At 39.4% G+C, this 26,509-nt stretch carries 28 protein-coding genes; 26 read left to right on the top strand and 2 right to left on the bottom strand.

The window, feature by feature from the left end:
* The first annotated feature begins 3 nt into the window (after window positions 1-3).
* Together tuaH and NST59_RS16485 are read left to right on the top strand one after the other, a co-directional pair.
* Window positions 4-1,203: a teichuronic acid biosynthesis protein TuaH gene (gene tuaH / locus NST59_RS16490; protein ID WP_126682366.1), complete on the top strand. Its 1,200-nt coding sequence runs from the start codon at window positions 4-6 to the stop codon at window positions 1,201-1,203.
* 134 nt (window positions 1,204-1,337) lie between these two features.
* The gene (locus tag NST59_RS16485) at window positions 1,338-2,405 is read left to right on the top strand and encodes a glycosyltransferase family 4 protein (protein ID WP_034660156.1); all 1,068 of its coding nucleotides are present in this window, start codon (window positions 1,338-1,340) and stop codon (window positions 2,403-2,405) included.
* Window positions 2,406-2,440: 35 nt separating this feature from the next.
* Here NST59_RS16485 and NST59_RS16480 read toward each other — a convergent pair whose 3' ends face one another.
* Together NST59_RS16480 and NST59_RS16475 are read right to left on the bottom strand one after the other, a co-directional pair.
* Window positions 2,441-3,532: an LCP family protein gene (locus NST59_RS16480; RefSeq protein ID WP_034623744.1), complete on the bottom strand. Its 1,092-nt coding sequence runs from the start codon at window positions 3,530-3,532 to the stop codon at window positions 2,441-2,443.
* Window positions 3,517-4,185: a YigZ family protein gene (locus NST59_RS16475; protein ID WP_012011434.1), complete on the bottom strand. Its 669-nt coding sequence runs from the start codon at window positions 4,183-4,185 to the stop codon at window positions 3,517-3,519. The genes NST59_RS16480 and NST59_RS16475 overlap by 16 nt, the downstream gene beginning before the upstream one ends.
* Window positions 4,186-4,406: 221 nt before the next feature.
* On the opposite strand from NST59_RS16475, the gene NST59_RS16470 reads away from it, so the two are divergent.
* From NST59_RS16470 to NST59_RS16355, 24 genes are all read left to right on the top strand, one after another.
* Window positions 4,407-5,582 (top strand): sensor histidine kinase, encoded by a 1,176-nt coding sequence (locus NST59_RS16470; RefSeq protein WP_003213166.1) that lies wholly within the window; start codon window positions 4,407-4,409, stop codon window positions 5,580-5,582.
* Between the two features lie 64 nt (window positions 5,583-5,646).
* On the top strand, window positions 5,647-6,336 hold the full coding sequence (gene degU, locus NST59_RS16465; protein ID WP_008348273.1) for a two-component system response regulator DegU: 690 nt from the start codon (window positions 5,647-5,649) through the stop codon (window positions 6,334-6,336).
* 216 nt (window positions 6,337-6,552) lie between these two features.
* Entirely contained in the window at window positions 6,553-7,395 is an 843-nt protein-coding gene (locus NST59_RS16460; RefSeq protein WP_039181815.1) for a DegV family protein, read from the top strand.
* 120 nt (window positions 7,396-7,515) lie between these two features.
* Complete coding sequence (locus NST59_RS16455; protein ID WP_143252282.1) at window positions 7,516-8,913, top strand: DEAD/DEAH box helicase; 1,398 nt, start codon at window positions 7,516-7,518, stop codon at window positions 8,911-8,913.
* Window positions 8,914-8,962: 49 nt separating this feature from the next.
* The gene (locus NST59_RS16450) at window positions 8,963-9,256 is read left to right on the top strand and encodes a late competence development ComFB family protein (protein WP_039181811.1); all 294 of its coding nucleotides are present in this window, start codon (window positions 8,963-8,965) and stop codon (window positions 9,254-9,256) included.
* Window positions 9,253-9,939, top strand: coding sequence for a ComF family protein (locus NST59_RS16445; RefSeq protein ID WP_064497978.1), 687 nt, complete (start codon window positions 9,253-9,255; stop codon window positions 9,937-9,939). Before NST59_RS16450 ends, NST59_RS16445 begins: the two co-directional genes overlap by 4 nt.
* A gap of 56 nt (window positions 9,940-9,995) precedes the next feature.
* The gene (locus NST59_RS16440) at window positions 9,996-10,415 is read left to right on the top strand and encodes a TIGR03826 family flagellar region protein (RefSeq protein WP_039181808.1); all 420 of its coding nucleotides are present in this window, start codon (window positions 9,996-9,998) and stop codon (window positions 10,413-10,415) included.
* Window positions 10,416-10,494: 79 nt separating this feature from the next.
* On the top strand, window positions 10,495-10,758 hold the full coding sequence (gene flgM, locus NST59_RS16435) for a flagellar biosynthesis anti-sigma factor FlgM (RefSeq protein ID WP_024423620.1): 264 nt from the start codon (window positions 10,495-10,497) through the stop codon (window positions 10,756-10,758).
* An 18-nt stretch (window positions 10,759-10,776) separates the two neighbouring features.
* Window positions 10,777-11,259 (top strand): flagellar protein FlgN, encoded by a 483-nt coding sequence (locus tag NST59_RS16430; protein WP_024423619.1) that lies wholly within the window; start codon window positions 10,777-10,779, stop codon window positions 11,257-11,259.
* Between the two features lie 15 nt (window positions 11,260-11,274).
* Complete coding sequence (flgK, locus tag NST59_RS16425; protein WP_126682364.1) at window positions 11,275-12,795, top strand: flagellar hook-associated protein FlgK; 1,521 nt, start codon at window positions 11,275-11,277, stop codon at window positions 12,793-12,795.
* Window positions 12,796-12,804: 9 nt separating this feature from the next.
* Window positions 12,805-13,713 carry a flagellar hook-associated protein FlgL gene (gene flgL, locus NST59_RS16420; protein WP_041088047.1) on the top strand — a complete coding sequence of 303 codons (909 nt, stop codon included), beginning with the start codon at window positions 12,805-12,807 and terminating at the stop codon, window positions 13,711-13,713.
* Between the two features lie 46 nt (window positions 13,714-13,759).
* The gene (locus tag NST59_RS16415; RefSeq protein ID WP_095409672.1) at window positions 13,760-14,338 is read left to right on the top strand and encodes a DUF6470 family protein; all 579 of its coding nucleotides are present in this window, start codon (window positions 13,760-13,762) and stop codon (window positions 14,336-14,338) included.
* Window positions 14,339-14,365: 27 nt separating this feature from the next.
* Window positions 14,366-14,800, top strand: coding sequence for a flagellar assembly protein FliW (fliW, locus tag NST59_RS16410; RefSeq protein WP_041088051.1), 435 nt, complete (start codon window positions 14,366-14,368; stop codon window positions 14,798-14,800).
* The gene (gene csrA, locus NST59_RS16405) at window positions 14,794-15,018 is read left to right on the top strand and encodes a carbon storage regulator CsrA (RefSeq protein ID WP_008360181.1); all 225 of its coding nucleotides are present in this window, start codon (window positions 14,794-14,796) and stop codon (window positions 15,016-15,018) included. Before fliW ends, csrA begins: the two co-directional genes overlap by 7 nt.
* Window positions 15,019-15,179: 161 nt before the next feature.
* Window positions 15,180-15,521, top strand: coding sequence for a flagellar protein FlaG (flaG, locus tag NST59_RS16400; RefSeq protein ID WP_039181788.1), 342 nt, complete (start codon window positions 15,180-15,182; stop codon window positions 15,519-15,521).
* A 20-nt stretch (window positions 15,522-15,541) separates the two neighbouring features.
* Window positions 15,542-17,071, top strand: a complete 1,530-nt coding sequence (locus tag NST59_RS16395) for a flagellar hook-associated protein 2 (protein ID WP_126682363.1) — start codon at window positions 15,542-15,544, stop codon at window positions 17,069-17,071.
* Between the two features lie 17 nt (window positions 17,072-17,088).
* Window positions 17,089-17,493, top strand: coding sequence for a flagellar export chaperone FliS (gene fliS, locus NST59_RS16390; protein ID WP_024423612.1), 405 nt, complete (start codon window positions 17,089-17,091; stop codon window positions 17,491-17,493).
* Window positions 17,490-17,831, top strand: a complete 342-nt coding sequence (locus tag NST59_RS16385; protein ID WP_126682362.1) for a flagellar protein FliT — start codon at window positions 17,490-17,492, stop codon at window positions 17,829-17,831. Before fliS ends, NST59_RS16385 begins: the two co-directional genes overlap by 4 nt.
* A gap of 13 nt (window positions 17,832-17,844) precedes the next feature.
* Entirely contained in the window at window positions 17,845-18,225 is a 381-nt protein-coding gene (locus tag NST59_RS16380; RefSeq protein ID WP_039181775.1) for a hypothetical protein, read from the top strand.
* A gap of 33 nt (window positions 18,226-18,258) precedes the next feature.
* A complete protein-coding gene (locus NST59_RS16375) occupies window positions 18,259-19,944 on the top strand; it encodes a methyl-accepting chemotaxis protein (protein ID WP_341040824.1) in 1,686 nt (561 codons plus the stop codon).
* A 188-nt stretch (window positions 19,945-20,132) separates the two neighbouring features.
* Window positions 20,133-20,696, top strand: coding sequence for a ribosome hibernation-promoting factor, HPF/YfiA family (gene hpf, locus NST59_RS16370; RefSeq protein WP_024423608.1), 564 nt, complete (start codon window positions 20,133-20,135; stop codon window positions 20,694-20,696).
* 198 nt (window positions 20,697-20,894) lie between these two features.
* The gene (secA, locus tag NST59_RS16365) at window positions 20,895-23,420 is read left to right on the top strand and encodes a preprotein translocase subunit SecA (protein WP_034281086.1); all 2,526 of its coding nucleotides are present in this window, start codon (window positions 20,895-20,897) and stop codon (window positions 23,418-23,420) included.
* A gap of 67 nt (window positions 23,421-23,487) precedes the next feature.
* Window positions 23,488-24,589, top strand: a protein-coding gene (gene prfB / locus NST59_RS16360; protein ID WP_098677688.1) for a peptide chain release factor 2 whose coding sequence is annotated in 2 segments (ribosomal slippage) — window positions 23,488-23,559 and window positions 23,561-24,589 — 1,101 coding nt in all. Because the reading frame shifts where the segments join, the coding sequence is not laid out codon by codon here.
* Between the two features lie 124 nt (window positions 24,590-24,713).
* Entirely contained in the window at window positions 24,714-26,507 is a 1,794-nt protein-coding gene (locus tag NST59_RS16355; protein WP_039181766.1) for a M3 family oligoendopeptidase, read from the top strand.
* The last annotated feature ends 2 nt before the right edge of the window (window positions 26,508-26,509 follow it).

Raw genomic sequence — 26,509 nt, 5'->3', positions numbered from 1 at the left:
AAGGTGATAAAGGTGAAAGCAGACTCGATCATACATGTTATCGTAGCGACGGGAGAATGGGGACAGGACGGCTTGAGGTACAGACGGCATCGACTGGCGGAATTTCTAGCATCTGATCCAGAAACGAAAGAGGTCATCTGGGTATGCCCATCTGTATCCCGTCATAAAGCTCCCTTTCAGCCCATAACCGATCGAATGAAGCAATTGACCATTCCTGATGTGCTTAAGAGCAAATTTTTTCGCTTTGGCCGATATCAAGACATGTTCTATATTCATAAATTGTCCCCACTTCTTGAGCATTTGCGGCAGGAAGAAAAGAAGGGAATCGCTGTTTGCTTATGGTATACGTTTCCGGGCTTTCCGCTCTTATCTTCTTTATTTGAATGGAAACATATTGTCTATGACTGCAGTGACCTGTGGGGAGAGCCGATAAGCGGCAAAAATAATTTGCTTTCTTATATGAGGCAGCGTGTCATTGTGAAAGCAGAAAATCGAATCATCAAATACGCACACAGCATTACATGCTCTTCTCAATACTTGCACGATCAAATTAAAAAACGTCTCATGGGTGAACCGAAAGATGTCTTTACAGTGGAAAATGGCGTTGAGTACGATGTGTTTGCCAAAAGCAATCTTCCATGTAAGGAGGATGTGCTGGGAGGAAGAGAAGGAACTGTTCTTGGTTTTATTGGAGGCATCAAGCCGAAGCTGGATTTTGACATGATAGCAGAAGCTGCCCGCATGCAGCCTGATTGGACATTTTTATTTGTCGGTCCGGATGGAACAAATGGTGATCCATCTTTTCAGCATGCACTTAAACTGCCAAATGTGATTTGGACAGGTGCTGTTGCACCAGAAGAAGTGCCTGCGTATATGAAGCTGATTGATGTAGGCATGATGCCATACAAACAATCTCCTTACAATCAAGCCGTGTTCCCGCTCAAGCTATATGAATTTTTAGCCGCAGGAATACCGGTTGTCGGTTTAAATCTTCCGTCAACGGAAAGGCTAAAAGAGAATGATGTGTATGAATATTTAGAGGGCGAAGATCCTGCACTCTTCGTAGAAGCCTGCCAAAAAGTGATCAGCAAAAAAGACGATATGGATTATAGACATCTAAGACAAAGCCGTGCGAAGAAAAAAGATTGGCACGCGCTGTTCACAAACATGGTGGAACTAACGAATATTAAAGAAAACGCATAATTCATCAGGGATTGTGCGTTTTTATTTGTTTCTTCTTCACAGGGGAAGCTTGTGATCATCCTCTATTCAATTGTATAATGGAAAGAGCGGCCAATATACAAAATACAGATTTCAATTTAGAAGGAGACTGACCTATGGATTACGAACGCGCCTTATTAGCGTTTTTTGTCTCTCTGGCTACAGTTTTAATTGTGACACCAATCGTCAAAAAGTTTGCAATTAAGATTGGTGCAGTGGACCAGCCGAATAAACGAAAAGTTCATGATAAAGTAATGCCTCGAATGGGCGGTTTGGCAATTTTTATTGGGGTAGCGGCTGGAGCATTAGCAGGCGGGCTGTTTCTACATAATAAAATTACAGCAATTTCAGTTGGTGCCGTACTTATCGTCATTCTAGGTATATTTGATGATAAATATAATTTAAGTGCAAAATTCAAATTTCTCGTACAAGTTCTTGTTGCTTGTCTGATTGTAAGCACAGGCTTAAAAATGGACTTTTTCTCTGTTCCTTTCTTAACAGATCGAATTGAGTTAGGCTGGATGGCATATCCCCTAACCGTGTTATGGATTGTCGGAATCACAAATGCCATTAATTTAATTGACGGCCTTGATGGACTGGCTGCCGGTATTTCTGTCATCGGTTTATCAACCATTGCCGTGATGGCATTTTCAGCTGATAAAATTTTGATTCTTTCTTTATCCCTTGTTGTCATTGGCAGTACCATCGGCTTTCTTTTTTACAACTTTCATCCGGCGAAAATTTTTATGGGTGACACCGGTTCGCTTTTTTTAGGCTATATGATTTCGGTACTGTCACTATTAGGGCTATACAAAAGTGTCACTTTGTTTAGTGTAGTTGTCCCAGTGATCATCTTAGGTGTCCCTATTTTCGATACCACCTTTGCCATCATTAGACGAATATTAAACAAACAGCCAATCTCAGCACCTGACAAATCTCATATTCATCATAGACTGATGGCCTTTGGCTTGTCCCATCGCATGGCTGTCATCGTGATTTATATGATTGGCTTAGTCTTTAGTCTAAGTGCGATTTTGCTGACAAGCGCCACCATTTGGTTATCACTGATTATTATCTTTTTACTGGTCATGTTCATGCAAGTGATTGCAGAAGTCACAGGCTTGGTGAATGAAGAATTTAAACCATTTACGAAATTTTATAAACGAATGGTCAAAAGGCAGTAAAAAACAGCCCGTTCCTAGGAACTGGGCTGTTTTTATTATTGTCCAGGTGTGCTGGTCGATGAGTTAGTTGTATCACTTGACCCTGTTTCACCAGAGGATGGATTGGTTTGTGAATCTGTTTCAGTTGAAGATTCAGTAGGAAGCTTTAAATGCGTCCGTAATTCATTTTGGACGTTAGCTAAATTGGTCGGATCTGGCTCAAAGTAATACGTGCGATTTGGCCCTAAATAAAGGTCTGATCCCTTAATAGAAAGTGTTTCTGTGTCGTCTCCTTTAAATCCGCTGTAGATTTGCTGAAGCGCAAGACCTTCTGTGATACGGAAATTGGTCGTAATGTGATCACTGACCTCTTTAGCGATGTTATCGACGTTCGCAATGTTATTTGGCTTCGCCATTTGATCAATCATTGCACGTAAAATTTGTTTCTGACGATCGTTACGTCCGAAATCACCGCGTGGATCTTGTTTTCTCATCCGTGCGTAAGCAAGTGCTTCTTCCCCGTTTAAATGCATATTGCCTTTTTTGAAGTAAATCTTTTTCGATTTTTTAACATCACTTTTTTCATTGAAGTCAAATGGAACATCGATATCAATTCCGCCGACTTCATCAATGACATCCTTGAATCCGTCGAAATCAACGGTTGCATACTTATCAATCGGAATATGCAAGAATTGTTCGACAGTTTCGATCGTTTCGTCTTTACCACCTTTAGCAAATGCTGCATTAATCTTTTCTTTACTTCCTGTTGTATCACTTGCAAGCTGTACGCGTGTGTCACGAGGAATACTAACCATTTTCATCGTTTTGTCTTGAGGGTTAATCGTTGCGACAATGAGTGAATCTGAACGGCCATGATCACCCTTTGTGGCATAATCCTCAATTCCGACAAATAATACAGAGAAAGGTTTTTTCTTAATATCAATGACAGCATCACGAAGATTCGATTTCTCTCCACGGTTTAGTTCATCATATGTTTTGTCAGCAGCTTGAAGAGTATTGACGATTTTATATACTGCGAATCCGCCCATGCAGATGATAAGTAGCAAAAATAAGACCAGAATACGTTTGATAATTCTCTTCTTCTTACTCTTTTTCTTTCGTACACGCACTTTTACTCGTTGTGCCATTCATCTGTCTCCTTTATCGGACCAATGTCCTTTTCTAAATAAATCAATTCGCCTTCTTTTGTAACACTCTTTCCATTTGTCAGCTCAGTCATCCACTCAATGAACTGCTCTGTTTGTGTTTCTTCGACATATGTCTCAAAAATAACATCTTCTGCATAATGGATTTCTTTTAGCTGAAAAGATGAGGCTCTAAGCTCATTCTCTACCTTTCCAAGCCATGTATAATCTATTGTTGTGTGCATTGTACGCATTAAACAGCGCTCTACCATTCCAACATGGTTGATAGCTTCTGATACAGATTTTCCGTAGGCACGAATCAATCCACCGGCACCTAGCTTGATACCGCCGAAATAACGAGTGACCACAACGACTGTATCTTTCAGCTTCCGTTTTTTTAGCACTTCAAGCATTGGGACACCTGCTGTACCACTTGGTTCACCATCATCATTCGCTTTTTGAATGAGGTCATGTTCACCAATGAGATAGGCTGAACAGTTATGTGTAGCATTCCAATGTTGTTTTTTAATGGATTGTATAAATGCTTGTGCTTCTTCTTCTGAGACAGCACGCTGTATATGACAAATAAAACGTGATTTTTCAATGACGATCTCATGCTCGCCACGACTTTTTACTGTAAGATAGCGATTCAGCAAAAGACATACCCTCCTGACAAGCAAATTGTAAGACTAGTGAAAATTTGCATTGGTTTTAGAATTTTACAGCGTATTTTGTTATGATGATAGGAGCGGAAAAAGGGTCGTCATAAAAACTTCAAGATTTATACGCATTCTTTCATTATAATTCGACATAAAATGCAGATCAATGACATTTATAATAAAAAAAGATGACATCACTGTTACGGGAGGGAAAAGCCATGACAACACCCAAAATGGATCCGAAATTATTGGATTCAATCATCATGAAAATGCTAAGTACAGTTGATGGCAGCAAGGACGAAGTATTTAGAATAGGCGAACAGTCCCGTCAACAATATGAAAGCCTAGTAGAAGAGCTGAAGCAAATCAAGCAACAAGTAAACGAAGTAATTGATTTTGGGGATAAGCTGGAAGTCCATACAAGACATGCTAGAAATCGCTTATCTGAGGTCAGCAGAAACTTCAACAAATTCAGCGAAGAAGAAATACGGGAGGCCTACGAAAAAGCACATAACTTGCAGGTGGAACTCACCATGATTCAGCAGCGCGAGAAGCAGCTGAGAGAAAGAAGAGACGATCTGGAAAGACGATTACTAAGCTTGCAAGACGTCATAGAACGCTCTGAAACCCTTGTGAGTCAGATTACAGTTGTTCTCAACTATCTCAACCAGGATTTACGCCAGGTCGGCGTTTTACTTGAAGATGCTCAGGCAAAACAAGATTTTGGGCTCAGAATTATTGAAGCCCAAGAAGAAGAACGCAAAAGAGTGTCTCGGGAAATTCATGACGGCCCTGCTCAAATGCTGGCAAACGTGATGATGCGTTCCGAATTAATTGAACGGATTTTTAGAGACCGCGGTACAGAAGAAGGCTTTAAAGAAATTAGAAGTCTCAGACAAAATGTGCGAAATGCACTGTACGAAGTAAGAAGAATCATTTATGATTTAAGACCGATGGCTTTAGATGATTTGGGTCTGATTCCAACACTAAGAAAATACTTAAACACAATTGAAGAATATGATGGGAAAACCAAAATTACGTTCCAATGCCTAGGTGATACAGAAAGCGAAAGAATTGCTTCTCAATTTGAAGTAGCACTGTTTAGACTAGCCCAAGAAGCTGTCACAAATTCATTAAAGCATTCAGAAGCTGAAGAAATCTCTGTCAAAGTAGAAGTAACGAAAGACTTTGTGACCTTAATTATTAAAGACGATGGAAAAGGCTTTGATATGAAAGATGTGAAAACAAACAAAAACAAATCCTTCGGTTTACTTGGCATGAAAGAACGCGTAGACTTACTGGAAGGTAAAATGACCATAGACTCAAAAATAGGTCTAGGGACATTCATCATGATTCGCGTGCCGCTAACATTGCAAAATAAAATTGTAAAATAGAGTCAAAAGACATATTGACCATAAAGTTCAGGTGTAGAACAATAAACATGGGGAGGCGTAGCTTGTGACTAAAGTAAATATTGTAATTATTGATGACCACCAATTATTCCGTGAAGGTGTCAAACGGATTTTAGATTTTGAACCTACTTTTGAAGTAGTTGCAGAAGGAGACGACGGTGACGAAGCTGCACGTATCGTAGAACACTATCATCCGGATGTTGTCATTATGGACATTAATATGCCGAATGTAAATGGTGTTGAAGCTACAAAGCAGCTTGTTGAGCTTTATCCCGAATCAAAAGTCATTATTCTATCTATTCATGATGATGAAAACTATGTAACACATGCATTGAAAACAGGAGCGAGAGGCTACCTGTTAAAAGAAATGGATGCAGACACACTCATCGAAGCAGTGAAAGTTGTAGCTGACGGAGGCTCTTATTTACATCCGAAAGTCACTCATAATTTAGTAAATGAATTCCGACGCCTAGCAACTAGCGGCGTTTCAGCACATCCACAGCACGAGGTATATCCTGAAATTCGCAGACCACTTCATATCTTAACTAGACGTGAATGCGAAGTTCTTCAAATGTTAGCTGACGGAAAGAGCAACAGAGGAATTGGTGAATCGCTCTTTATTAGTGAGAAAACAGTCAAAAACCACGTGAGTAACATTTTGCAAAAAATGAATGTAAACGACCGTACACAAGCTGTTGTTGTAGCAATTAAAAACGGCTGGGTAGAAATGAGATAATGTTCCGGACAAGTACTCCTTTTTCGCCTGTTTTTTGTTCTCTCACATTTTAGCTGGAGGGAAATGATAGACAGGGTAAGGAGTCTTTTTCGGATATAGCGGGCTTGCCTATTGATTAGGCAGGCTTTTTTGATTACTATTATAAATCTAATGAAAAAATGATCATTCTTTTAAAATAAAAAAGAGTAACTTAACGAATAAGGAAGGTATTTAAGAATGAAAATAGCCGTTGTAACAGACAGTACTGCTTATCTACCACAAGAGCTACGTGATAAATATAATATTCATATGATCCCCCTCAACGTCATCTTTGGCAGTGAATCATACCGTGAAGAAATAGAAATGGACTGGAAGACATATTATGAAGAAATCAAAAAACACAAAGATCTTCCAACAACCTCTCAGCCTGCTTTTGGTGAATTAATAGCCTTATATGAAAAACTAAGTGAAACATACGACGCCGTGATTAGTATTCACCTTTCAAGTGGAATTAGTGGAACGTATAATAGTGCTGCCTCAGCGAATGATCTAGTTGAAGGGATTGATATTTACCCGTTTGATACAGAAACAAGCTGTATGGCACAAGGTTTTTATGTGTTAGAAGCTGCTGAAAAAATCCAAGAAGGTGCTTCTTTAGAAGAAGTGTTAGCACATCTAAATTACCTGAAAGAAAGTCAGCGGGCGTATTTTATGGTAGACGATTTAACTCATTTGCAAAGAGGCGGCAGATTAAATGGTGCACAGGCTTTTATTGGAAGCCTCTTAAAGGTAAAGCCTATTCTGCATTTTGACAACAAGCTAATTGTCCCTTTTGAGAAGATTCGCACACGTAAAAAAGCCATTTCACGTATTTTTGAATTATTTGATGAAGATGCATCACGTGGTGTTCCGATGAGAGCAACACTGATACATGGTAATAGAGAAGAAGAAGCAGAAGAATTAATTGCGCACTTATCAGAAAAATATCCTCATGTTGAATTTTATAAAAGCTACTTTGGTGCCGTGATCGGCACCCATCTAGGTGAAGGCTCTTTAGCTCTTGGCTGGGTGATTAGATAATTCCTAAAAAACCTCTTTTCTTATGGAAAAGGGGTTTTGTTTTTCTATTTTACCCGTTGGACGAAAGGTCATGTCTTTGCGCATAATAGGCAAACATCAATTGAAAGGTGTTTGGTTAAGTTGAATATGGACAAAGCAATGGAACTAATGCGGCAGCTGCATTCACGCCATTTGCTCACCGCCGAAACAAGGTGCCCACAGTACAAATTGGATTGGCTGGAGGAGAAGGGCTTAGTCAATCGAACACCTGCGATTGAGAGGAAAGCAAATGGTTTTACATGCTGCCGGTGCGGTGTATCACACAAGCGGTACTTTGCTCACTCTCCATGTGAAGTGTGTCAAAAGGATTGTGTGTACTGTAGGTCATGCATCATGATGGGAAAAGCAACTGAATGTGGGTTTCTTTATGAATGGACAGGTCCACAAAAAGTAGAAACATATCGAGCTGAATTAACATGGCAGGGAGAGCTGTCTAAAGGACAAAAAAGAGCGTCAGAAAAAATGATTGAAGCTATCAAAAGCAAATTTGATCTGCTTGTTTGGGCGGTTTGCGGGGCAGGGAAAACGGAGGTGCTTTTTCACGGAATCGAATATGCGTTAAATCAAGGAATGAGTGTCTGTATTGCGACCCCTAGAACAGATGTTGTGCTTGAACTCGAACCACGACTTAGAAAAGCATTTCAAGGGATGACAATAGCCGTACTTTATGGAGGCAGTTCTCAAAGGTTTCAGATTGCACCGCTAGTGATCGCCACAACCCATCAGCTGATGAGGTACAAAAATGCATTTGATGTGGTCATTGTAGATGAAGTCGATGCCTTTCCTTATTCAATGGATGAACGTCTCCAATTTGCTGTTCTAAAGGCGATGAGAAAGAACGGAGGGGTTAGGATTTATTTAAGTGCGACACCCTCTAAAAAAATGACGAGAGAGGTTTCTAGTGGAAAACTGGAAGCGATAAAAATTCCTCTGCGTTTTCATAAACAACCATTACCCGTACCGACCTTTCATTGGATTGGACATTGGAAAAAGAAATTAAAAAAGAATCAGCTGCCCCGTAAAGTGATGAATTGGATGCAGAGACATATTGCAAATAAAAGAAGAGTATTACTTTTTGTTCCTTCAATTGCTACCATGAAGAAGGTAACGAAAATTCTTCGAGAACACTCCTTAAACGTGGAGGGAGTGTCTGCCGATGATCCAGATAGGAAACAAAAGGTTCAGCACTTTAGAGATTACGTATACGATGTACTAGTTACAACCACTATTCTAGAAAGAGGCGTAACCATTCCAAATGTTCAAGTGGGGGTATTAGGTTCGGAATCTACTATTTTTACAGAGAGTGCACTTGTTCAGATTTCTGGAAGAGTAGGCAGACACCCGGATTATTGTACAGGAGACGTTTTCCTTTTTCATTTTGGTTTAACGAGAAGTATGAAACAAGCAAAGAAGCATATCGTTAAAATGAATGATACGGCTGCAAATGAGTTTTCTGAAAAACAGTGTGGGTTCAACTAAATCATGGTACATTATATTCACAATACACAAATGGCAGGAGAGACAAAATATGCTACTCAATGCAAAAGAAATACTACTCAAGGAAATTCTCTATCAATATCTCAACCAATTAAACATGATTTGTCATTGTGAAAAGTGTATGGAAGATGTATTAGCAATTTCACTGAATCAAGTGAAACCACAATATATAACAGACATCGATAAAATATCTTACAGTAAATCTGAGATGGTGGATAAACAGAAGAATACTGCTATGCTAGTTATTCTGACAGAAGCAGCTTCCAAGGTCTCCGCATTTCCAAGGTGTGAAAATCGTCTGCTGCTGAACAAGAAAAACAATTGAATTGCCAAATTTGTGAGGGACATTTTGTGCCGGCTTTTACCTGGAAATCATTCCTACTATTAAATGATGATCGTCTTTGTGTAGCATGTAAGAATGACTTAGTAAAGATTGAGCGTCCTATTTGTCCAACGTGTGGAAGGGCGCAGTCAAATGACCAAATGTGCCAGGACTGCGATAGATGGAATGAACGCCCTGATTCTACTAAAGTTCTTGTGAAAAATAGGTCAGTTTATACTTACAATGAGTTGATGAAAGATGTCCTTGCCCGCTTTAAATTTCGGGGTGATACGGCTTTAGTTGAGCTGTTTAAACGAGATGTACAAGCAGCATTTAAACATTCCTTCAGCATAAAAGAACCACTGCTGATTCCGATCCCTTTAAGTCATGAAAGACTAACAGAAAGAGGATTTAATCAGTCCGTCATCATCGCTTCCTTGATAGGTAAGCCAATATTGCAGCCACTCGTGAAAATACATCAAAGTAAGCAGTCCAAAAAAAAGAAAAATGAACGCCTAGATCAAAAAGGATTGTTTCAAATAAAGCATACAGATGTGATTGTTCAAAGGGATATTATATTAGTTGATGATATCTATACAACGGGAGCAACCATTTATGATGCAGCAAGAATTTTAAAAGACGCAGGTGCCAAAAGTGTTTCTTCTTTTACGTTGATACGTAGTTAAAAATCATGATAATTAACCGATAATAAGAAAAGAAAATAACGTAAGGGGTTTTGGTTATGAATCAATTGGCAAACTGTCCACAATGTAATCAGCTATTTTTAAAAACCACCATCCAAACGGTTTGTAACAAATGCTATGAAGAAGAAGAACGTTCTTTTGATATCGTATATAAATTCTTAAGAAAACAAAGTAATAGACAATCAACCATCGCTGAAATAGTAGATGCAACTGAGGTTGATGAAGAATTAATCTTGAAATTTATTCGTTTGAAAAGACTGCAAATTAGTCAATTTCCGAATATTAATTATCCTTGTGAAAGATGTGGCAAAGCGATCAGGAAAAACAAGCTATGTAGCCAATGTGAACAGGATATTCATTCGCAAATCAGCCAAATGAACCAAGAAGAAGAGCGTAAAAGGGAGATTGAATCTAGGAAAAAAGACACCTATTATGCCATTAATCCTAAAAACGACTGATTCCCTAAACTAAGTTGCAGTTTGGTCGATAAAATGGATAGAATCAAGACAGACTGTAACGGAAAGCGAGAGGAATCCCGTGAAAATTAATCGATATGGAACACAACCAGTAAATCCTTACAAGAAAACATATGAGAAACAAACGTTGCAATCGAATCAAGCGAAATCAACTGATAAAGTCGAAATTTCTAAAAAGGCAATCGAAATGCAAAAGGTGCCGAATATTATGAGAGAACGTCAAGATAAAATTGACCAAATTAAAAAAAGCATTGAAGCCGGAACATATCAAGTAGATACAAAAGGCATTGCAGATAAAATGCTGAATTTTTATAAACAACAATAACAAAAGGGAGCAGCGTGAATGTCAGTTAAAATAATTATTGAAGAACTGCATCGTCTCTATGGATTGCATGAACAGCTATTAAAGTTGTCTAAGGATAAAACAGAAATGCTGAAAAGCAATGAGATTGATGCTCTTTCAGAGGTTCTGAATTTAGAGCAAAAGTATATTCAGGCCATTTCTCAATTAGAAGAAAAACGAATTGAAGCGACCGTTCAATTTTTACAAAGTGATCAATCACCAACCATCACTGCATGTATCGAAAAGGCTGAAGGTACAGATCAAGAAGAGCTCATTTCATTATATGAGAAACTAAATGACATCATGGTGGAACTAAAAGATGTAAATGAACTGAACAAGCAGCTTATTCAGCAGTCACTTCAATTTATTTCACTGACATTCGATCTCGTTAACCCCAATAAAGAAAATATGAATTACGGACAAAATGGTCTTGAGAGTTCAAAGCCTAAACAGCAAAGGGCTTTGTTTGATTCAAAGGCGTAAACAAGGAGGATACCAATGGGTTCTACATTCATGGGACTAGAAACGGCAAAAAGAGGAATCACAGCCCAGCGTGCAGGGCTTTATGTCACATCAAACAACGTCTCCAATGCAAATACGGAAGGCTACTCAAGACAAAGAGTGACCTTTAAAGCAGAAAATCCTTATCCAGTCCTTTCTGTTTATGATGGAAAGACGTATGGTCAAATGGGGACAGGTGTACAAGTTGGAACGGTTGAAAGAATTCGAGATAGCTTTTTAGATCTACAATATAGAGATCATAACAACAACTTGTCTTACTACTCAACGAAGTCAGATGCCCTTTCACAGATGGAAGGGGTTATGAATGATTTGACGGATGAAGGCTTGAACAGAGCTTTTGATAACCTATGGAAATCATTACAGGTCTTATCAGAAACAAAAAATGCTGATACAGCTTCTGCACGTACAGTTGTTAAAACAAGTGCACAGGCTCTAGTTGACCAATTCCGTCTGCTCAATTCTTCTTTAACAACGGTACAAAAGAATTTGAAAACGGAACTCGATTCAACTGCCAAAGATGTAAACACTCTTTTATCTCAAATAGATGAAGTGAACAAACAGATTGCAGCAGTTGAGCCAAATGGATATCTTCCAAATGATCTTTATGATACACGTGATACTTTGGTAGATCAATTATCCTCACTTGTTGATATTAAGGTCAGCTACAATCCACCTGGCGGTAATGCACTTAAAATTGCTGAAGGAACTGTCAACATCGATATTATCGGTGCAAATGGACAATCTGCTGGAAACATTTTGAATGGTATTACAAATGAAAAGTCTGAACTGCAAATCTCTTACGATAATACTACGGGACTTGTTAACTCACTTCAATTCGGAACAACAACTATTGCAGCGGATCAATTACAAGTAAACGGTAAAGTAAAAGCACTTGTTGAGGCTTATGGCTACATGTCAAACGGTGCTGAAAAAGGCATGTATCCAGATATGCTTGCAGAGCTGGATGAAGTAGCAAAAGTATTCATGGATACATTTAACGATGTACATAAACAGGGGTACACGTTAACTGGTGCAAGTGGACAGGACTTTTTTGATATCGAGAATAACAATGAGTTGAATAAAGGTTTGGCAGCTCGTATTAAAGTGAGCGATGTCATTTTAGCATCAACAGATAATATTGCAGCATCTCTCAATCAAACTCAAGGTGACGGTTCGAATGCTACGAAATTAGCTAATATACAAGACTTAAAATTACCAATCGGCGGAAATACAACGACCATTCAGGATTATTACCAAAATGTTATTGCTGAGATGGGGGTACAAGGGAAAAAGAACATGACGCTTGAAAGCAGTTCAGCTGCTCTTGTCAATTCAGCCAATGAACGTAGAATGTCGACTAGCGCTGTCTCCATCGATGAAGAAATGACGAATATGATCCAATTCCAGCATGCATATAATGCGGCTGCGAGAATTATGACATTACAAGATGAAGTACTGGATAAGGTAATAAACGGCATGGGTGTCGTAGGAAGGTAGGGATAACGGATGCGAGTCACACAAGGTATGATTTCTCAAAACTCACTTCGAAATATTAGTAAAAGTTACGAAAAACTTTCTAAAATTAATGAGCAGGCACAAACAGGAAGACGTTTCACGAATACGTCTGATGATCCTGTTGCAGCAGTAAAAAGCCTTCAATATAGTACTGCCTTGTTTCGAAATGAACAGTATAAAAATAACTTAAATGAAGCACAAAACTGGATTGATACATCTGAAACAAGTGTCACTGAAATTATTGATATTATGTCAAATATACGAGATAAAGTGCTTGATGCGGCAAACGGAACAAAGCAGCCAGAAGATTTAGCAGCTATCGGAGTGGAAATTGGTCAGATGAAGAATCAAATCATCGATGCAATGAACACTCAAATGCTAGGTAAGTTCGTATTTAATGGGACAAATACAAATGTTAAACCAGTTGTTGAGAATGCAGACGGAACGTATACATTTAACTTCGAAAATTATACAGATGCGAATGCTGTTCAAGCGAATATTTCTGATGGGATTACTTTAAATGTAAACTCAAATCCAATCTCAGCGTTTGGTGGACAGGCCAACGGTCAAAATGTCATTGAAATGCTGACTGATTTAGAAAATTCATTGAAAAATGGAACATTCGCGAATTCTGATGATGCATTAGGAAGTATCGATCAGTTTAAAGAAGTGATGAGTGCTGAGCGATCTGACCTAGGAGCGCGTTCGAATCGTGTTGACTTAGTAGGAAGTCGTTTGACTTCACAATACCAAGTATTGAAAAATGCTAAATCAGATAATGAAGATGTTGAAAGTGAAAAGGCAATTCTTGATCTTCTTCAACAAGAGACGGTGAATAGAGCTGCTTTAGCGACAACAGCTAAAGTCATTCAGCCATCCCTTGTTGATTTCTTAAGATAATAAAAAGCATCCGTAGGGTGCTTTTTTGCATCATGGAGGTGAATATATGCAAATCCCTAGATTGTTAATGCAGCAAACCTATGCAAAGCTTCAAATGTCGACAACTCCTTCTAGGCAAGAAGTAGAGCAGCCACGAGCGGACCTTGAGATTCAGCAGCCGCGCGCTGTCATGGATATCAAAAGGACACCGTCGAAATTAACCATTGATCAAACCGAGGCATTTGCCGATATGGACATCAAGTCGATTTTTAGACGTTCTGAGGAATGGGCAGCTGAGGGGAAGCGGGCTGTTGGAGAAGGAATGGGCCGAAGAGCGGAAGAAGGAAGTGAACTTATCAAGATCGAGAATGGTGGAAATGCGATTGCTGAATTTGCCAAGATCAACGGCAGTCCTCCAGCAAAACAATTCACCATTGGTGTGATACCTTCATTCTTTAGTGTGAAAATTCACTATCAGCCTTCTGAGCTTCAAATTGATGTGGAGCCGCAAAAAGCTATCATAGAGGCAACACCTCATAAACCAATCGTTAACTACCAGCCAGGTAAGGTCAATATTGATATGTTACAATACCCAGAATTAAAAATAGAAGTTGACGAAACGGGCCAAAATGGTGATAAGGTATAGTTAAGAAAAACGAAAAGGTCGTGAATTATGATCATTCAAACAAAATACCATGGTGAAGTGACAATCAAAGAGGAGCAAATCATCAACTTCTCTAACGGGATACCAGGATTTCTGGATCAAAAACAGTTTGTCATTTTGCCTTTATCAGAAGAATCTCCGTTTTTAGTTCTTCAATCATTGAAAAACGCAGCATTAGGCTTTATCGTCAGCAGTCCGTTTTTATTCTTCAATCAATACGAATTTGATTTAGACGAAACGGTTGTAGACATTCTGGAAGTAGAAGATGCCAATGATGTGGAAGTAATGGTTATTTTAACAATGGAATCATCTATTGAAAAAACAACAGCTAATTTAAGAGCGCCTATTATTGTGAACCGGAAAAACATGAAAGCCAAGCAGGTGATTTTGCATGATTCAGCCTATCATACAAAACATTTGTTAGAGGTGGCATCCTCATGTTAGTGCTGTCTCGTAAATTAAACCAGTCAATTCAAATAGGCGATGATATTGAAGTCAAGATTATTTCAATCGAGGGCGATCAAGTGAAAGTCGGGATTGAGGCTCCTAAGCACATCGATATTCACAGGAAAGAAGTGTACCTGTCTATTCAAGAAGAGAACAATCGTGCTGCAAGCTTATCCTTAGATCTCCTCTCTCAATTATCCTCACAAAAAAAGTGAGGATTTTTTTATTGCATTCAGCTGTCCTTCTCCGTGTGAACGTGTTCCGATACAGATGTTCATGATCTATAGGAAACTTTAACAAATCGGTCCATCTATATTTAATTTGCAAATTCAAAGCCGATATAAAAGATAGATTAAAGCACAGGAGCTGAATAACTATGTCTGTTGGTAAGTTGACATCGCTAGAGCCAATTATCGATGCATTTCAAACCCGTGTTTCTAATAACCAGAATGACAATGTAAACTCTGACTCACAAGCAAATGGCAGGGCTGTTTCAAAAGAAGAAATTGAAAAAACGCTTCAAGGCGCAAACAAGCTGATTGAGCCTACTCAATTTCATCTTCAATTTGAATTACATGAAAAACTCAATGAATATTATGTCAAAGTCGTAGATAACCAAACAGAAGAAGTTATTAGAGAAATTCCTTCCAAGGAATGGCTTGATTTCTATGCGGCAATGACAGAAATTGTCGGTTTATTTGTAGATAAAAGAATGTAAATGAAGGGAGAACATAAACAATGGTCAATCGTATTACTGGATTTTCAAATGTGTTCGATATTGATGAAATCGTATCAAAGCTGATGAAAACGGAGCAGGCACCACTTGATAAAATGACACGCCAGAAACAAACACTTGAATGGCAAAGAGACAGCTATCGCGAGGTTAACTCGAAAATCAAAGAATTAGATGATTTGATCAACAGTTTAAACTTAACGCGTCCAAGTACATATGGCGCAAAAAAGGTAACAAGCTCTAATGAATCTGCTGTCACAGCAACTGGGTCAACAAATGCGACCTCTGGCTCTATTCATGTCACTCAACTAGCGACAGCTTCTGTCTTCAAATCCTCTGGTACATCTGGATTTACACCAGCAAATGGCACGTTTACGTTTGAAGTGACGACGCCAGATTCAACAAAACCGAAAATGGTGACGATCAATACCTCTGATTCCGATACAATCGATGACATCGTGAAAAAGCTGAACAGCGCGCAATTAGGTGTGACGGCTTACAAAGGCCAAATCTCTGATGGCACTAACTACGTGGATACAATTGCTCTTACTTCTCGGACAACTGGTGAGGGTGTCAGTATTAAAGCAGCTGATGGCAATTCAGCTTCATTTTTAACGCAATTAGGCTTCCAAGTAGATGGAGATAACAAATTAGTTGCGACCACTCAAGGACAGAAAGCGCAATACGAGATTAATGGTCTGAAAATGGAAAATAACAACAATACATTCACACAGGCTGATATTACGTACGAACTTAAAGGAACAACGGATCAGCCTGTCAGCTTAAACGTTTCAACAGATGTGGATGCAATCTATGACAAAATTAAACAATTTGTTGATAAATACAATGAGCTCGTTGAGCAGATTAATGGTAAAGTCAATGAAAAGAAAAACAGAGACTATCAACCATTAACGGCTGAAGAGAAAAAAGGGATGTCTGAAAAAGAAATAGAGCTATGGGAAACGACTGCGAAGTCTGGCTTGCTGAGAAGTGATTCCATTTTACGATCTGGTGCCTCTAAAATAAGAAGTGATTTGTATGCTAATATTACGACAAGTGATGCGAATAAAATCCAACTCACACAAATCGGTATTGAGACATCATCCAAGTATAAAGATGGCGGAAAGCTGGAATTTAGTAAAGATATAAATGGAGTAGAGAAATTAAGAAAAGCCATTGAAGAAGACCCGGAGAAAGTCAGACAAATGTTTATCTCGGGTAGTTTAAATGTGGATTCAAAAGATAAAGACAAAGCACAGCAGCAATATCAAGAACAAGGAATCATTTATCGTGTCAAAAATTCCTTAACTGCCTTCACGAAGAGCATTCAAACAAAGGCGGGAAGCACAACAATGGAATTAAAGGAATACGGACTTGGTAAGGACCTTGATTCTTTGACAAAACGAATGAGTACATTCCAAGATCGTTTAAAAATGGTTGAAGCCCGTTACTACAAAAAGTTTAACGCCATGGATAGTGCAATTCAAAAGCTAAACAACCAATCTGGCTACCTTTCTCAACTGCTTGGACAATAATTGGAGGTTTATAACATATGGCAATACAGAACCCTTATGCCGCCTATCAGAAAAATTCTATTGAGACCGCAACACCTGCCGAGTTGACGCTTATGCTTTATGAAGGCTGCTTAAAGTTCATCAGAATAGCGAAGCATGCCATTCAAAAAGAGGATGCAGAAACGAGAAACTTGAACCTGAAAAAGGCTCAAAACATCATTCAAGAATTAAATGTCACCTTAAATCGTTCCTATGACGTATCAAAGAGTATGGCAAGTATGTATGATTACATTTATCGCAGACTGATAGAAGCTAATCTTCAAAATGACGAAGAGATATTGAATGAAGTAGAAGAGTACGTAACTGATTTCCGTGATGCGTGGAAGGAAGTCATTCAAACCGATCGAAAAGGCCGTCACCACTCTATCGGGGGCTCTCTATGAGTATTGTGGACCAGCTGCGTGATCAAACATTAAAAATGGCAGCAGAAATAGCGGAAAATCCACAAAGTGAGACACTGGTTGAAGACTTTGATGCCTTTTTAATTGAGAGAGACGAATTAATGAGAGATATAAAGCATGAATTGACGGATCAAGAAAAAGAGAAAATCCGAGAAATCATACAAACAGATCAACAGATGGCGAAGCAATTAACGGTTATCCAAAATGGGATAAAAGCAGATATTCAAGCCATTCAAAAAAAGAAAACAAAACAGCTGAATTATCAAAATCCATACCAGCCCATAACAAGTGACGGCGTATATTACGATAAACGGAAATAAATAGGTGAGACCTGTGGCGTATCGTTCAAATGACTATATTTTATTAACCACATATTATGAACTTCTATACACGATAGAAGAGAGTCTAAAATATTTAGATGAAATTGAGAAGGATTTTGACAAAACAGAAGGGGATCGGATCTTTAATGATCTGATCCATGCCTTCTTTCATTTAGACACAACACACCCCCTTCTGCTTTCAATTATTGAAAATGAACACTTTGCCAAAACGATTCGTTCGTTTGATCAAATATTTTTAAGTTTTGATATACTAGCTTTCTATACATTCCCTTCAAATCACTTCCAATCATTCCTGAAATCATATTTTATACCTGAATATAGAAAGTGGATGGATGAAATACATGCCTGTATGAGGCCGTATGTCATTCATTAATTTTTGTCCAATTCAGACCATTCGGAGGAAATTATGAGACTAAAAAATCAATTTTTATTTGGGCTTATTGTCATATGTGTATTGTTTGTCAGTATGTTAGGATTCTCAAGCTTTCTCTATTACAAAACAGATCAATCCTATAAAGCGTTATTAAGCAAGGAAGTGAAGCTTTATCAGACCTCGCTGGAATTAGAGGCGCTTCTGCAAAAGCAGGAAGCACAGATCAAAACATATGTCGTCGTCCAAGATGCTGAAAATTTGCAGAAAATTGAGCAAACATATGAAGATATTAATAAGAAAACAACAGAAGCTTCAAAATTAAGTACGGTCAAACAAGCAAAAAATCTATTAGATCAAATCTCAGAAAAAAATTATCTCTACTACACCTCAACGAATCGATTATTTAATTCATTAAATATGCAAAATCAAAAAGAATTCAACACCCGCCTCACTCAAGAATTACAACCTATCGAACAAGAAATACATACCTTTACAAAAGAATTTGCTCAAAACCAGCTAAAACAACGTGATCAAAAAATCAATCAGCTCAATCAAGATAGTAATCAATTATTGCTTACACTCATTTTGGTCAGTGCAGCGATTATTGTTGGCTTTCTGGTGATCGGTGTCAGATTCGTTCATCGCATGACAAAACCAATTGTTTCTGTCACAAATGCCGCAAGAAGGATGGCAGATGGTGACCTGACCCTTGAAGAGATTGAAGTGACCTCTAAAAATGAGATTGGCCAGCTCGGTACAGCCTTTAATCAAATGACGGCTCATTTGCGTCAGCTTATTTTGCAGGTGCAAAGCGGATCAAGACAGCTTGCTGATTCTGCTGCTCAATTTGAGGAAACCATCAGTCAAACGATATCGTCTAGTGAGCAGACATCTAGCTCGATCGAACAGGTCAGCGAAGCTTCACGTGAACAATCAGATGCGGTCGGAAAAGTCGCCTCTGCCATTCAAGAAGTATCGACTGGCATGCAAAATGCAGCTGTACACACGTCCGATGTTTCGGGTCACTCAATTTCAGTGACAGAAAAGGCTGAAGAGGGTGCCGCTCTTATTCAACAATTTGTGAAACAAATGAGTTCTATTAAAGAGTCTGTGAATGAACACCATTCCACAATGGCCAATGTACAAGCGCAGTTTACAGGCATTCAAGGTCTGTTAGGTCATATCCATGCCATTGCTGACCAGACGAATTTACTTGCTTTAAACGCAGCCATAGAAGCAGCAAGAGCGGGAGAACATGGAAGAGGTTTTGCAGTTGTAGCAGATGAAGTGAGGAAGCTGGCAGAAGAATCTAGTCAACTGACAGATCAAATTAGTCAATTACTCGAGAACGTGAACAAAGATACAGAAAGGTCATCGCAATCGATGACGAAGGTTGAGCGGGATGTAGCAGAGGGTGTAAAAGTATCACAATTATCTGAACAGAGCTTCCATGAAATCCTGGAATCTATTCGTGATATTTCAATGAAAGCCGAAGAACTGTCAGCCACTGCAGAACAAATTTCTGCTAGTACAGAGGAAATTTCTCAAACGGTTGGTGTCATTGAAGAAGGTGCGAAACGGAACTCAGAAGAGACGGAGTATATGTCTGCTGCTGTTGAAGAATCATTAGCGGCCAATGAAGAGATGAAAGCCGCTGCGGAGGATTTAAAATCCTTGTCTCAATCGCTGAAAACATCGATTTCATCTTTTACCATTTAATGTGCGCTGGTCTTTTTCAAGAATCAGCCGAATATATATTCATCACCTATCAAGAAACAGTTGAAGCACCGCAAAATTCGACAAATTTCAATAAATATTCACATTTTTTTTACGTTTGAGCAGGAGAAAAGGAGGGAAAAGTAGAAATAGGTTTACATATCCTTAATTTTAAAGGAGGCGTTCTTTACATGAATTACAATGTCAGAGGAGAAAACATCGACGTAACACCTGCACTAAGAGATCATGTCGAGAAAAAAATTGGAAAGCTGGAGCGTTATTTTGAGACAGATGTTGATGCTTCAGTCAACGTGAACTTGAAGTTTTACAACGATCAAGAATCTAAAGTTGAGGTTACCATTCCAATGACTGATCTAGCACTTCGAGCTGAGGTGCATAATGAGGATATGTACAATGCAGTAGACCTAGCAGCCAGTAAATTAGAACGTCAAATTAGAAAGCACAAAACAAAAGTAAACCGTAAATTCCGCGAGCAAGGTGCCAAAAAGCACTTATTTGCTGGAGGAAATGGTACGGCTGAAGTAGCAGTTCAAGATGACGAAGAGATTGATGAAACAGAAATCGTCAGACAAAAACGTTTCAACTTAAAGCCGATGGATAGCGAAGAGGCCATTCTCCAAATGAACATGTTAGGTCATAGTTTCTTCGTTTTCACAAATGCTGAGACAAATTTGACCAATGTGGTTTATCGCCGAAATGACGGTAAATATGGACTCATTGAGCCAAACGCTTAAATATCAGTTGATGCTGATTCAAAAACAACCTAAATAAAGTAAGCCCGTTCCTTTCATAAGGGGCGGGTTTTTTGTGCGAAATTATGGCAAATTCTTTGGAAATGAAAGAAGGTATGGTATGATAAATGCAGGTAAATATGGACCTGTCAAACTTTTGGACATGCCGAAAAATTGCATGAAATAGAGGAGCGTTATTATATGCTTGGAATCTTAAACAAAGTGTTTGATCCTACGAAACGTACGATCAGCCGATATGAAAAAAAGGCAAATGAAATCGAAGCTCTCGCTCAAGATTTTGAAAAATTATCTGACGAGGCTTTACGAAATAAAACGATTGAATTTAAAGAAAAACTTGAAAAAGGACAATCCGTGGATGACCTGTTGGTTGAAGCATTTGCTACGGTTCGCGAGGCTTCCCGCCGCGTAACAGGAATGTTCCCATTTAAGGTGCAGCTTATGGGGGGGATCGCACTTCACGAAGGCAACATCGCTGAAATGAAAACAGGTGAAGGGAAAACATTGACATCCACAATGCCTGTTTACTTAAATGCTCTTTCTGGAAAAGGCGTCCACATCGTGACAGTCAACGAATATTTGGCAAGCCGTGATGCGCAGGAAATGGGCAAAATTTTTGAATTCCTTGGTTTAACGGTCGGCTTAAACTTAAACAGCTTAGACAAAGATGAAAAAAGAGAAGCGTACGCCGCTGATATCACGTATTCAACAAACAATGAACTCGGCTTTGACTATTTACGAGATAACATGGTGCTTTATAAAGAGCAGATGGTTCAGAGACCACTTCATTATGCTGTGATCGATGAGGTTGACTCCATTTTAATTGATGAAGCGAGAACACCTCTTATTATTTCTGGACAAGCTGCGAAATCAACAAAGCTTTACGTACAAGCCAATGCATTTGTCCGCACATTAAAAATCGAAGATGATTTCACGTATGATATTAAAACAAAAAGTGTGCAGCTGACTGAAAGCGGAATGACGAAGGCGGAAAAAGCATTTGGCATCGAGAACCTGTTTGATGTTAAACATGTCGCGCTGAACCATCACATCGCTCAGGCACTGAAAGCACATGTTGCGATGCAAAAAGACGTGGATTATGTGGTAGAAGAAGGCCAAGTAGTCATCGTAGACTCCTTCACAGGACGTTTAATGAAAGGACGCCGTTATAGTGAAGGTCTGCATCAAGCCATCGAAGCAAAAGAAGGTCTTGAAGTGCAGAACGAAAGCATGACACTAGCAACAATTACGTTCCAGAACTACTTCCGTATGTATGAAAAGTTATCTGGTATGACTGGTACAGCAAAAACGGAAGAAGAAGAATTCCGTAACATTTACAACATGCAGGTTGTGTCAATCCCGACCAATCAACCAGTAGTTCGTGATGACAGACCTGATTTAATTTACCGCACAATGGATGGTAAATTTAAAGCAGTGGCTGAAGATGTTGCGCAGCGCTATATGACAGGACAGCCAGTTCTTGTCGGAACAGTAGCAGTTGAGACATCTGAGCTTATTTCTAAGCTGCTTAAAAATAAAGGCATTCCTCATCAAGTGTTAAACGCGAAAAACCATGAGCGTGAAGCACAAATTATTGAAGAGGCTGGTCAAAAAGGTGCTGTGACCATTGCGACAAACATGGCAGGACGTGGTACTGACATCAAGCTTGGAGAAGGTGTAAAAGAACTTGGAGGTCTGGCTGTTATCGGGACAGAGCGTCATGAATCCCGTCGTATTGATAACCAGCTTCGCGGACGTTCTGGACGTCAAGGAGACCCAGGGATTACCCAATTCTATCTATCCATGGAAGATGAATTGATGCGCCGATTTGGTGCAGAGCGAACGATGGCGATGCTTGACCGCTTTGGCATGGATGACTCTACACCAATCCAAAGTAAAATGGTGTCTAAAGCCGTTGAATCATCTCAAAAACGTGTAGAGGGGAACAACTTTGATTCCCGTAAGCAGCTTCTGCAATATGACGATGTGCTTCGTCAACAGCGTGAAGTGATCTACAAACAGCGTTTTGAAGTCATCGATTCCGACAACTTAAAATCAATTGTCATCAATATGATCCAATCTTCAATTGAGCGTGCTGTGGGATCTTATACGCCAAAAGAAGAGCTGCCTGAAGAATGGAAACTAGATGGTCTTGTTGAATTAATCAACACGAACTATTTAGACGAAGGTGCCATCACGGTCAAAGATATCTTCGGTAAAGAAGCAGATGAAATCACAACTTTCATCATGGATCGTATTAAAGAAAAATACGATGCAAAAGAAGAAACATTTGGCGAAGAACAAATGCGTGAATTTGAAAAAGTCATCGTTCTTCGTGCGGTGGATTCGAAGTGGATGGACCATATCGATGCAATGGATCAGCTGCGTCAGGGTATTCATTTACGTGCGTATGCACAAACGAATCCGCTACGTGAATACCAAATGGAAGGATTTGCGATGTTTGAGCATATGGTTGCTTCAATTGAAGATGATGTGGCCAAGTATGTCTTGAAATCAGAAATCCAAAACAACCTAGAACGTGAAGAAGTGGTTCAAGGTCAAACAACGGCTCATCAGCCACAAGAGGGCGATGAGGAGAAGACAGTGAAGAAAAAGCCGGTACGTAAAGTCGTAGACATTGGACGAAACTCTCCATGTCACTGCGGAAGCGGCAAGAAATATAAAAATTGTCATGGGAAGACAGAATAAGTAATGGAAAGAGGTGAAAACCTCTTTCTATTCATGTCAGCCCCCATACATCTATGAGGTGAAGGATATGGAATTAGTAGAAATTAGACAAGAGCTTGAAAATATGGCTAGCAGACTAGCTGATTTTAGGGGGTCTCTTTGACTTAGAAACAAAAGAAGCCAAAATCGCAGAGCTTGAAGCGACGATGTCAGAGGCTGATTTTTGGAATGATCAGCAAAAGGCTCAAGGCGTTATCAATGAAGCCAATGCACTGAAGGATTCTGTGAATTCCTATCATGAGCTCAGTGAATCGCATGAAGAGCTGCAAATGACGCATGACTTATTAAAGGAAGATTATGACGAAGAGCTTCATGCAGAGCTTGAAAAAGAGCTGAAGAACTTAACGAAGCAATTTAACGAATTTGAGCTGCAGCTTCTCTTAAGCGAACCTTATGATAAAAACAATGCCATTCTGGAGCTTCACCCAGGTGCAGGCGGTACCGAATCACAGGACTGGGGTTCTATGCTTCTGAGAATGTACACTCGCTGGGCAGAGCGCAGAGGCTTTAAGGTCGAAACGCTTGATTACCTTCCAGGTGATGAGGCAGGAATTAAGTCGGTGACATTGCTGATCAAAGGGCATAATGCGTACGGTTATTTAAAAGCAGAAAAAGGTGTCCATCGTTTGGTCCGTATTTCTCCTTTTGATTCATCTGGCCGTAGACATACATCCTTCGTTTCATGTGATGTTATGCCGGAATTCAATGAAGAAATTGATATTGATATTCGCACAGAGGATATCAAGGTAGATACGTATCGTGCAAGCGGTGCAGGCGGACAGCACGTTAATACGACGGACTCTGCTGTTCGTATTACACACATTCCAACCAATGTCGTCGTGACGTGCCAAACAGAAAGATCACAAATCAAAAACAGAGAACGTGCGATGAAAATGTTGAAATCGAAACTTTATCAAAAACGGATCGAAGAACAGCAGGCAGAATTGGATGAAATCAGAGGAGAGCAGAAAGAAATTGGCTGGGGCAGCCAGATTCGCTCTTATGTATTCCACCCTTATTCTCTTGTGAAAGACCATCGAACCAATACGGAGATGGGAAATGTTCAAGCGGTGATGGATGGAGATTTAGATTCATTTATCGATGCATACCTACGTTCGAAATTATCATAAAAACTCGGCTTCTTGCCGGGTTTTTTTAATTGTGAGAAAATATAATGAATATAAAGGAATACTTACGACATACTGATTCTATATCCTTTGTATGATGAAATTAGCAAATAAAGGGGGAAATATTTTGGGATTAACACCATTGCAAGAAACGTGGGATTTAGATGCCTTTTTTAAAGGAGGCAGTTCTTCACCAGAATTTAAGACATACCTGCAAACCATTCAGCAGCTATTAGATGAATTACGACAAAAGGTGGATGCCTTTTCAAAAGAAGATACACACATTGAAAGCAAATTAACGTCTGTCCTTGACACGTATGAAACTACATATAAAAAATTGTCTCAAGCAGGTTCATTTGTATCCTGCCTCCAAGCTCAAAATACGAAGGATATGAAAGCAGGCAGCCTTCGAGGTACGATTGCCAAGCTAGAAGCGGATTTAGGAACCATCCTTGCACTGTTTGATCAAGCGCTTGCTGCTATTCCTGCAAACAAGTGGGAAGAACTGATGAATTCAGCAGCCTTTTCAGATGTCCGCTACATATTAAATGAGCGAAGAGACCGTGTGAAGGATCAATTACCTGTTGAACAAGAAACACTGATCCAAAAGCTGGCTGTAGATGGGTACCATGCGTGGGATGAGCTTTATTCCAGCTTAGTGAATAAAATTACCATTCCGTTTGAACAGCATGGTGAAACGCAGATGATCTCTGTAGGCCAAGCGGAAAATGCAATGGATGATTCCGATCGTGAAGTCAGAAAGGCTGTTTACCACAACCTAGAGCATGCATGGACACAGGATGAACATTTATTTGCTAGTACGCTCAACCACCTTGCTGGCTTTCGTTTGCAAGTGTATGAAGCAAGAGGCTGGGATCACATTTTAAAAGAGCCGCTTGAAATTTGCCGTATGAAACAAGAAACCCTTGATACAATGTGGTCTGTGATTGATGAACATAAGCAGCCATTCATTGATTATTTACATCGAAAAGCTGAGATGCTTGGAGTGGATAAGCTGAGCTGGTTTGATGTTGGGGCTCCTATCGGCAGTGAGACCAAAATCTATCCTTATCAAGAAGCAGCTGCTTTTATTGTGAAACACTTCGCTGGATTTGGAGAAGAGCTCGCTGCTTTTACAGAAAAAGCCTTTAACGAACGCTGGGTAGAAGCTGAGGACCGTCCAAACAAGCGGGTAGGCGGCTTTTGTACAAATTTCCCTGACAGCGGAGAATCACGCATTTTTATGACCTTCTCAGGAAGTCCATCCAATGTGGCGACACTAGCGCATGAGCTTGGTCATTCATTCCATCAGGACGTGATGCAGGATGTTCGCATTCTGAATCGCAAATACGCAATGAATGTAGCTGAAACAGCGTCTACCTTCGCAGAAATGATTGTAGCTGATGCTTCATTAAAAGAAGCGGCATATGAAGAGGAGCGTCTCAGCTTGTTAGAGGATAAGCTGCAGCGCAGTGTAGCATTCTTCATGAACATTCAATCTCGTTTCTTATTTGAACAGCGATTTTATGAAGAGCGTAAACAAGGAGAAGTGCCGGCTGACCGATTGAATGAATTGATGGTCGAAGCGCAGAAGGAAGCGTTTGGTGACTCATTAGATGAATACCATCCTCATTTCTGGGCGTCTAAGCTGCATTTCCATATCACGAATGTTCCATTTTATAATTTCCCATACACCTTTGGATACATGTTCTCGTTAGGAATTTATGCAAAAGCATTGCAGGCTGGTACATCGTTTGAAGAGAAATACATTGCATTATTAAAAGATACTGCTTCAATGACAGTGGAAGATTTAGCTAAAAAGCATCTAGGCGTTGACCTTACCCAAAAAGCATTTTGGGAAGAAGCCATTCGTTTGGCTGTAGCAGATGCTGAAGAATTTTTAGAAGTGACGAAAAAATAAAA

Origin of the sequence: Bacillus sp. FSL R5-0439 (genome assembly GCF_038008805.1) — a bacterium.
Classification (GTDB): domain Bacteria; phylum Bacillota; class Bacilli; order Bacillales; family Bacillaceae; genus Bacillus; species Bacillus safensis.
Note: the sequence above shows the minus strand (reverse complement) of the source record. Positions and strands in the feature narration are given on the sequence as shown.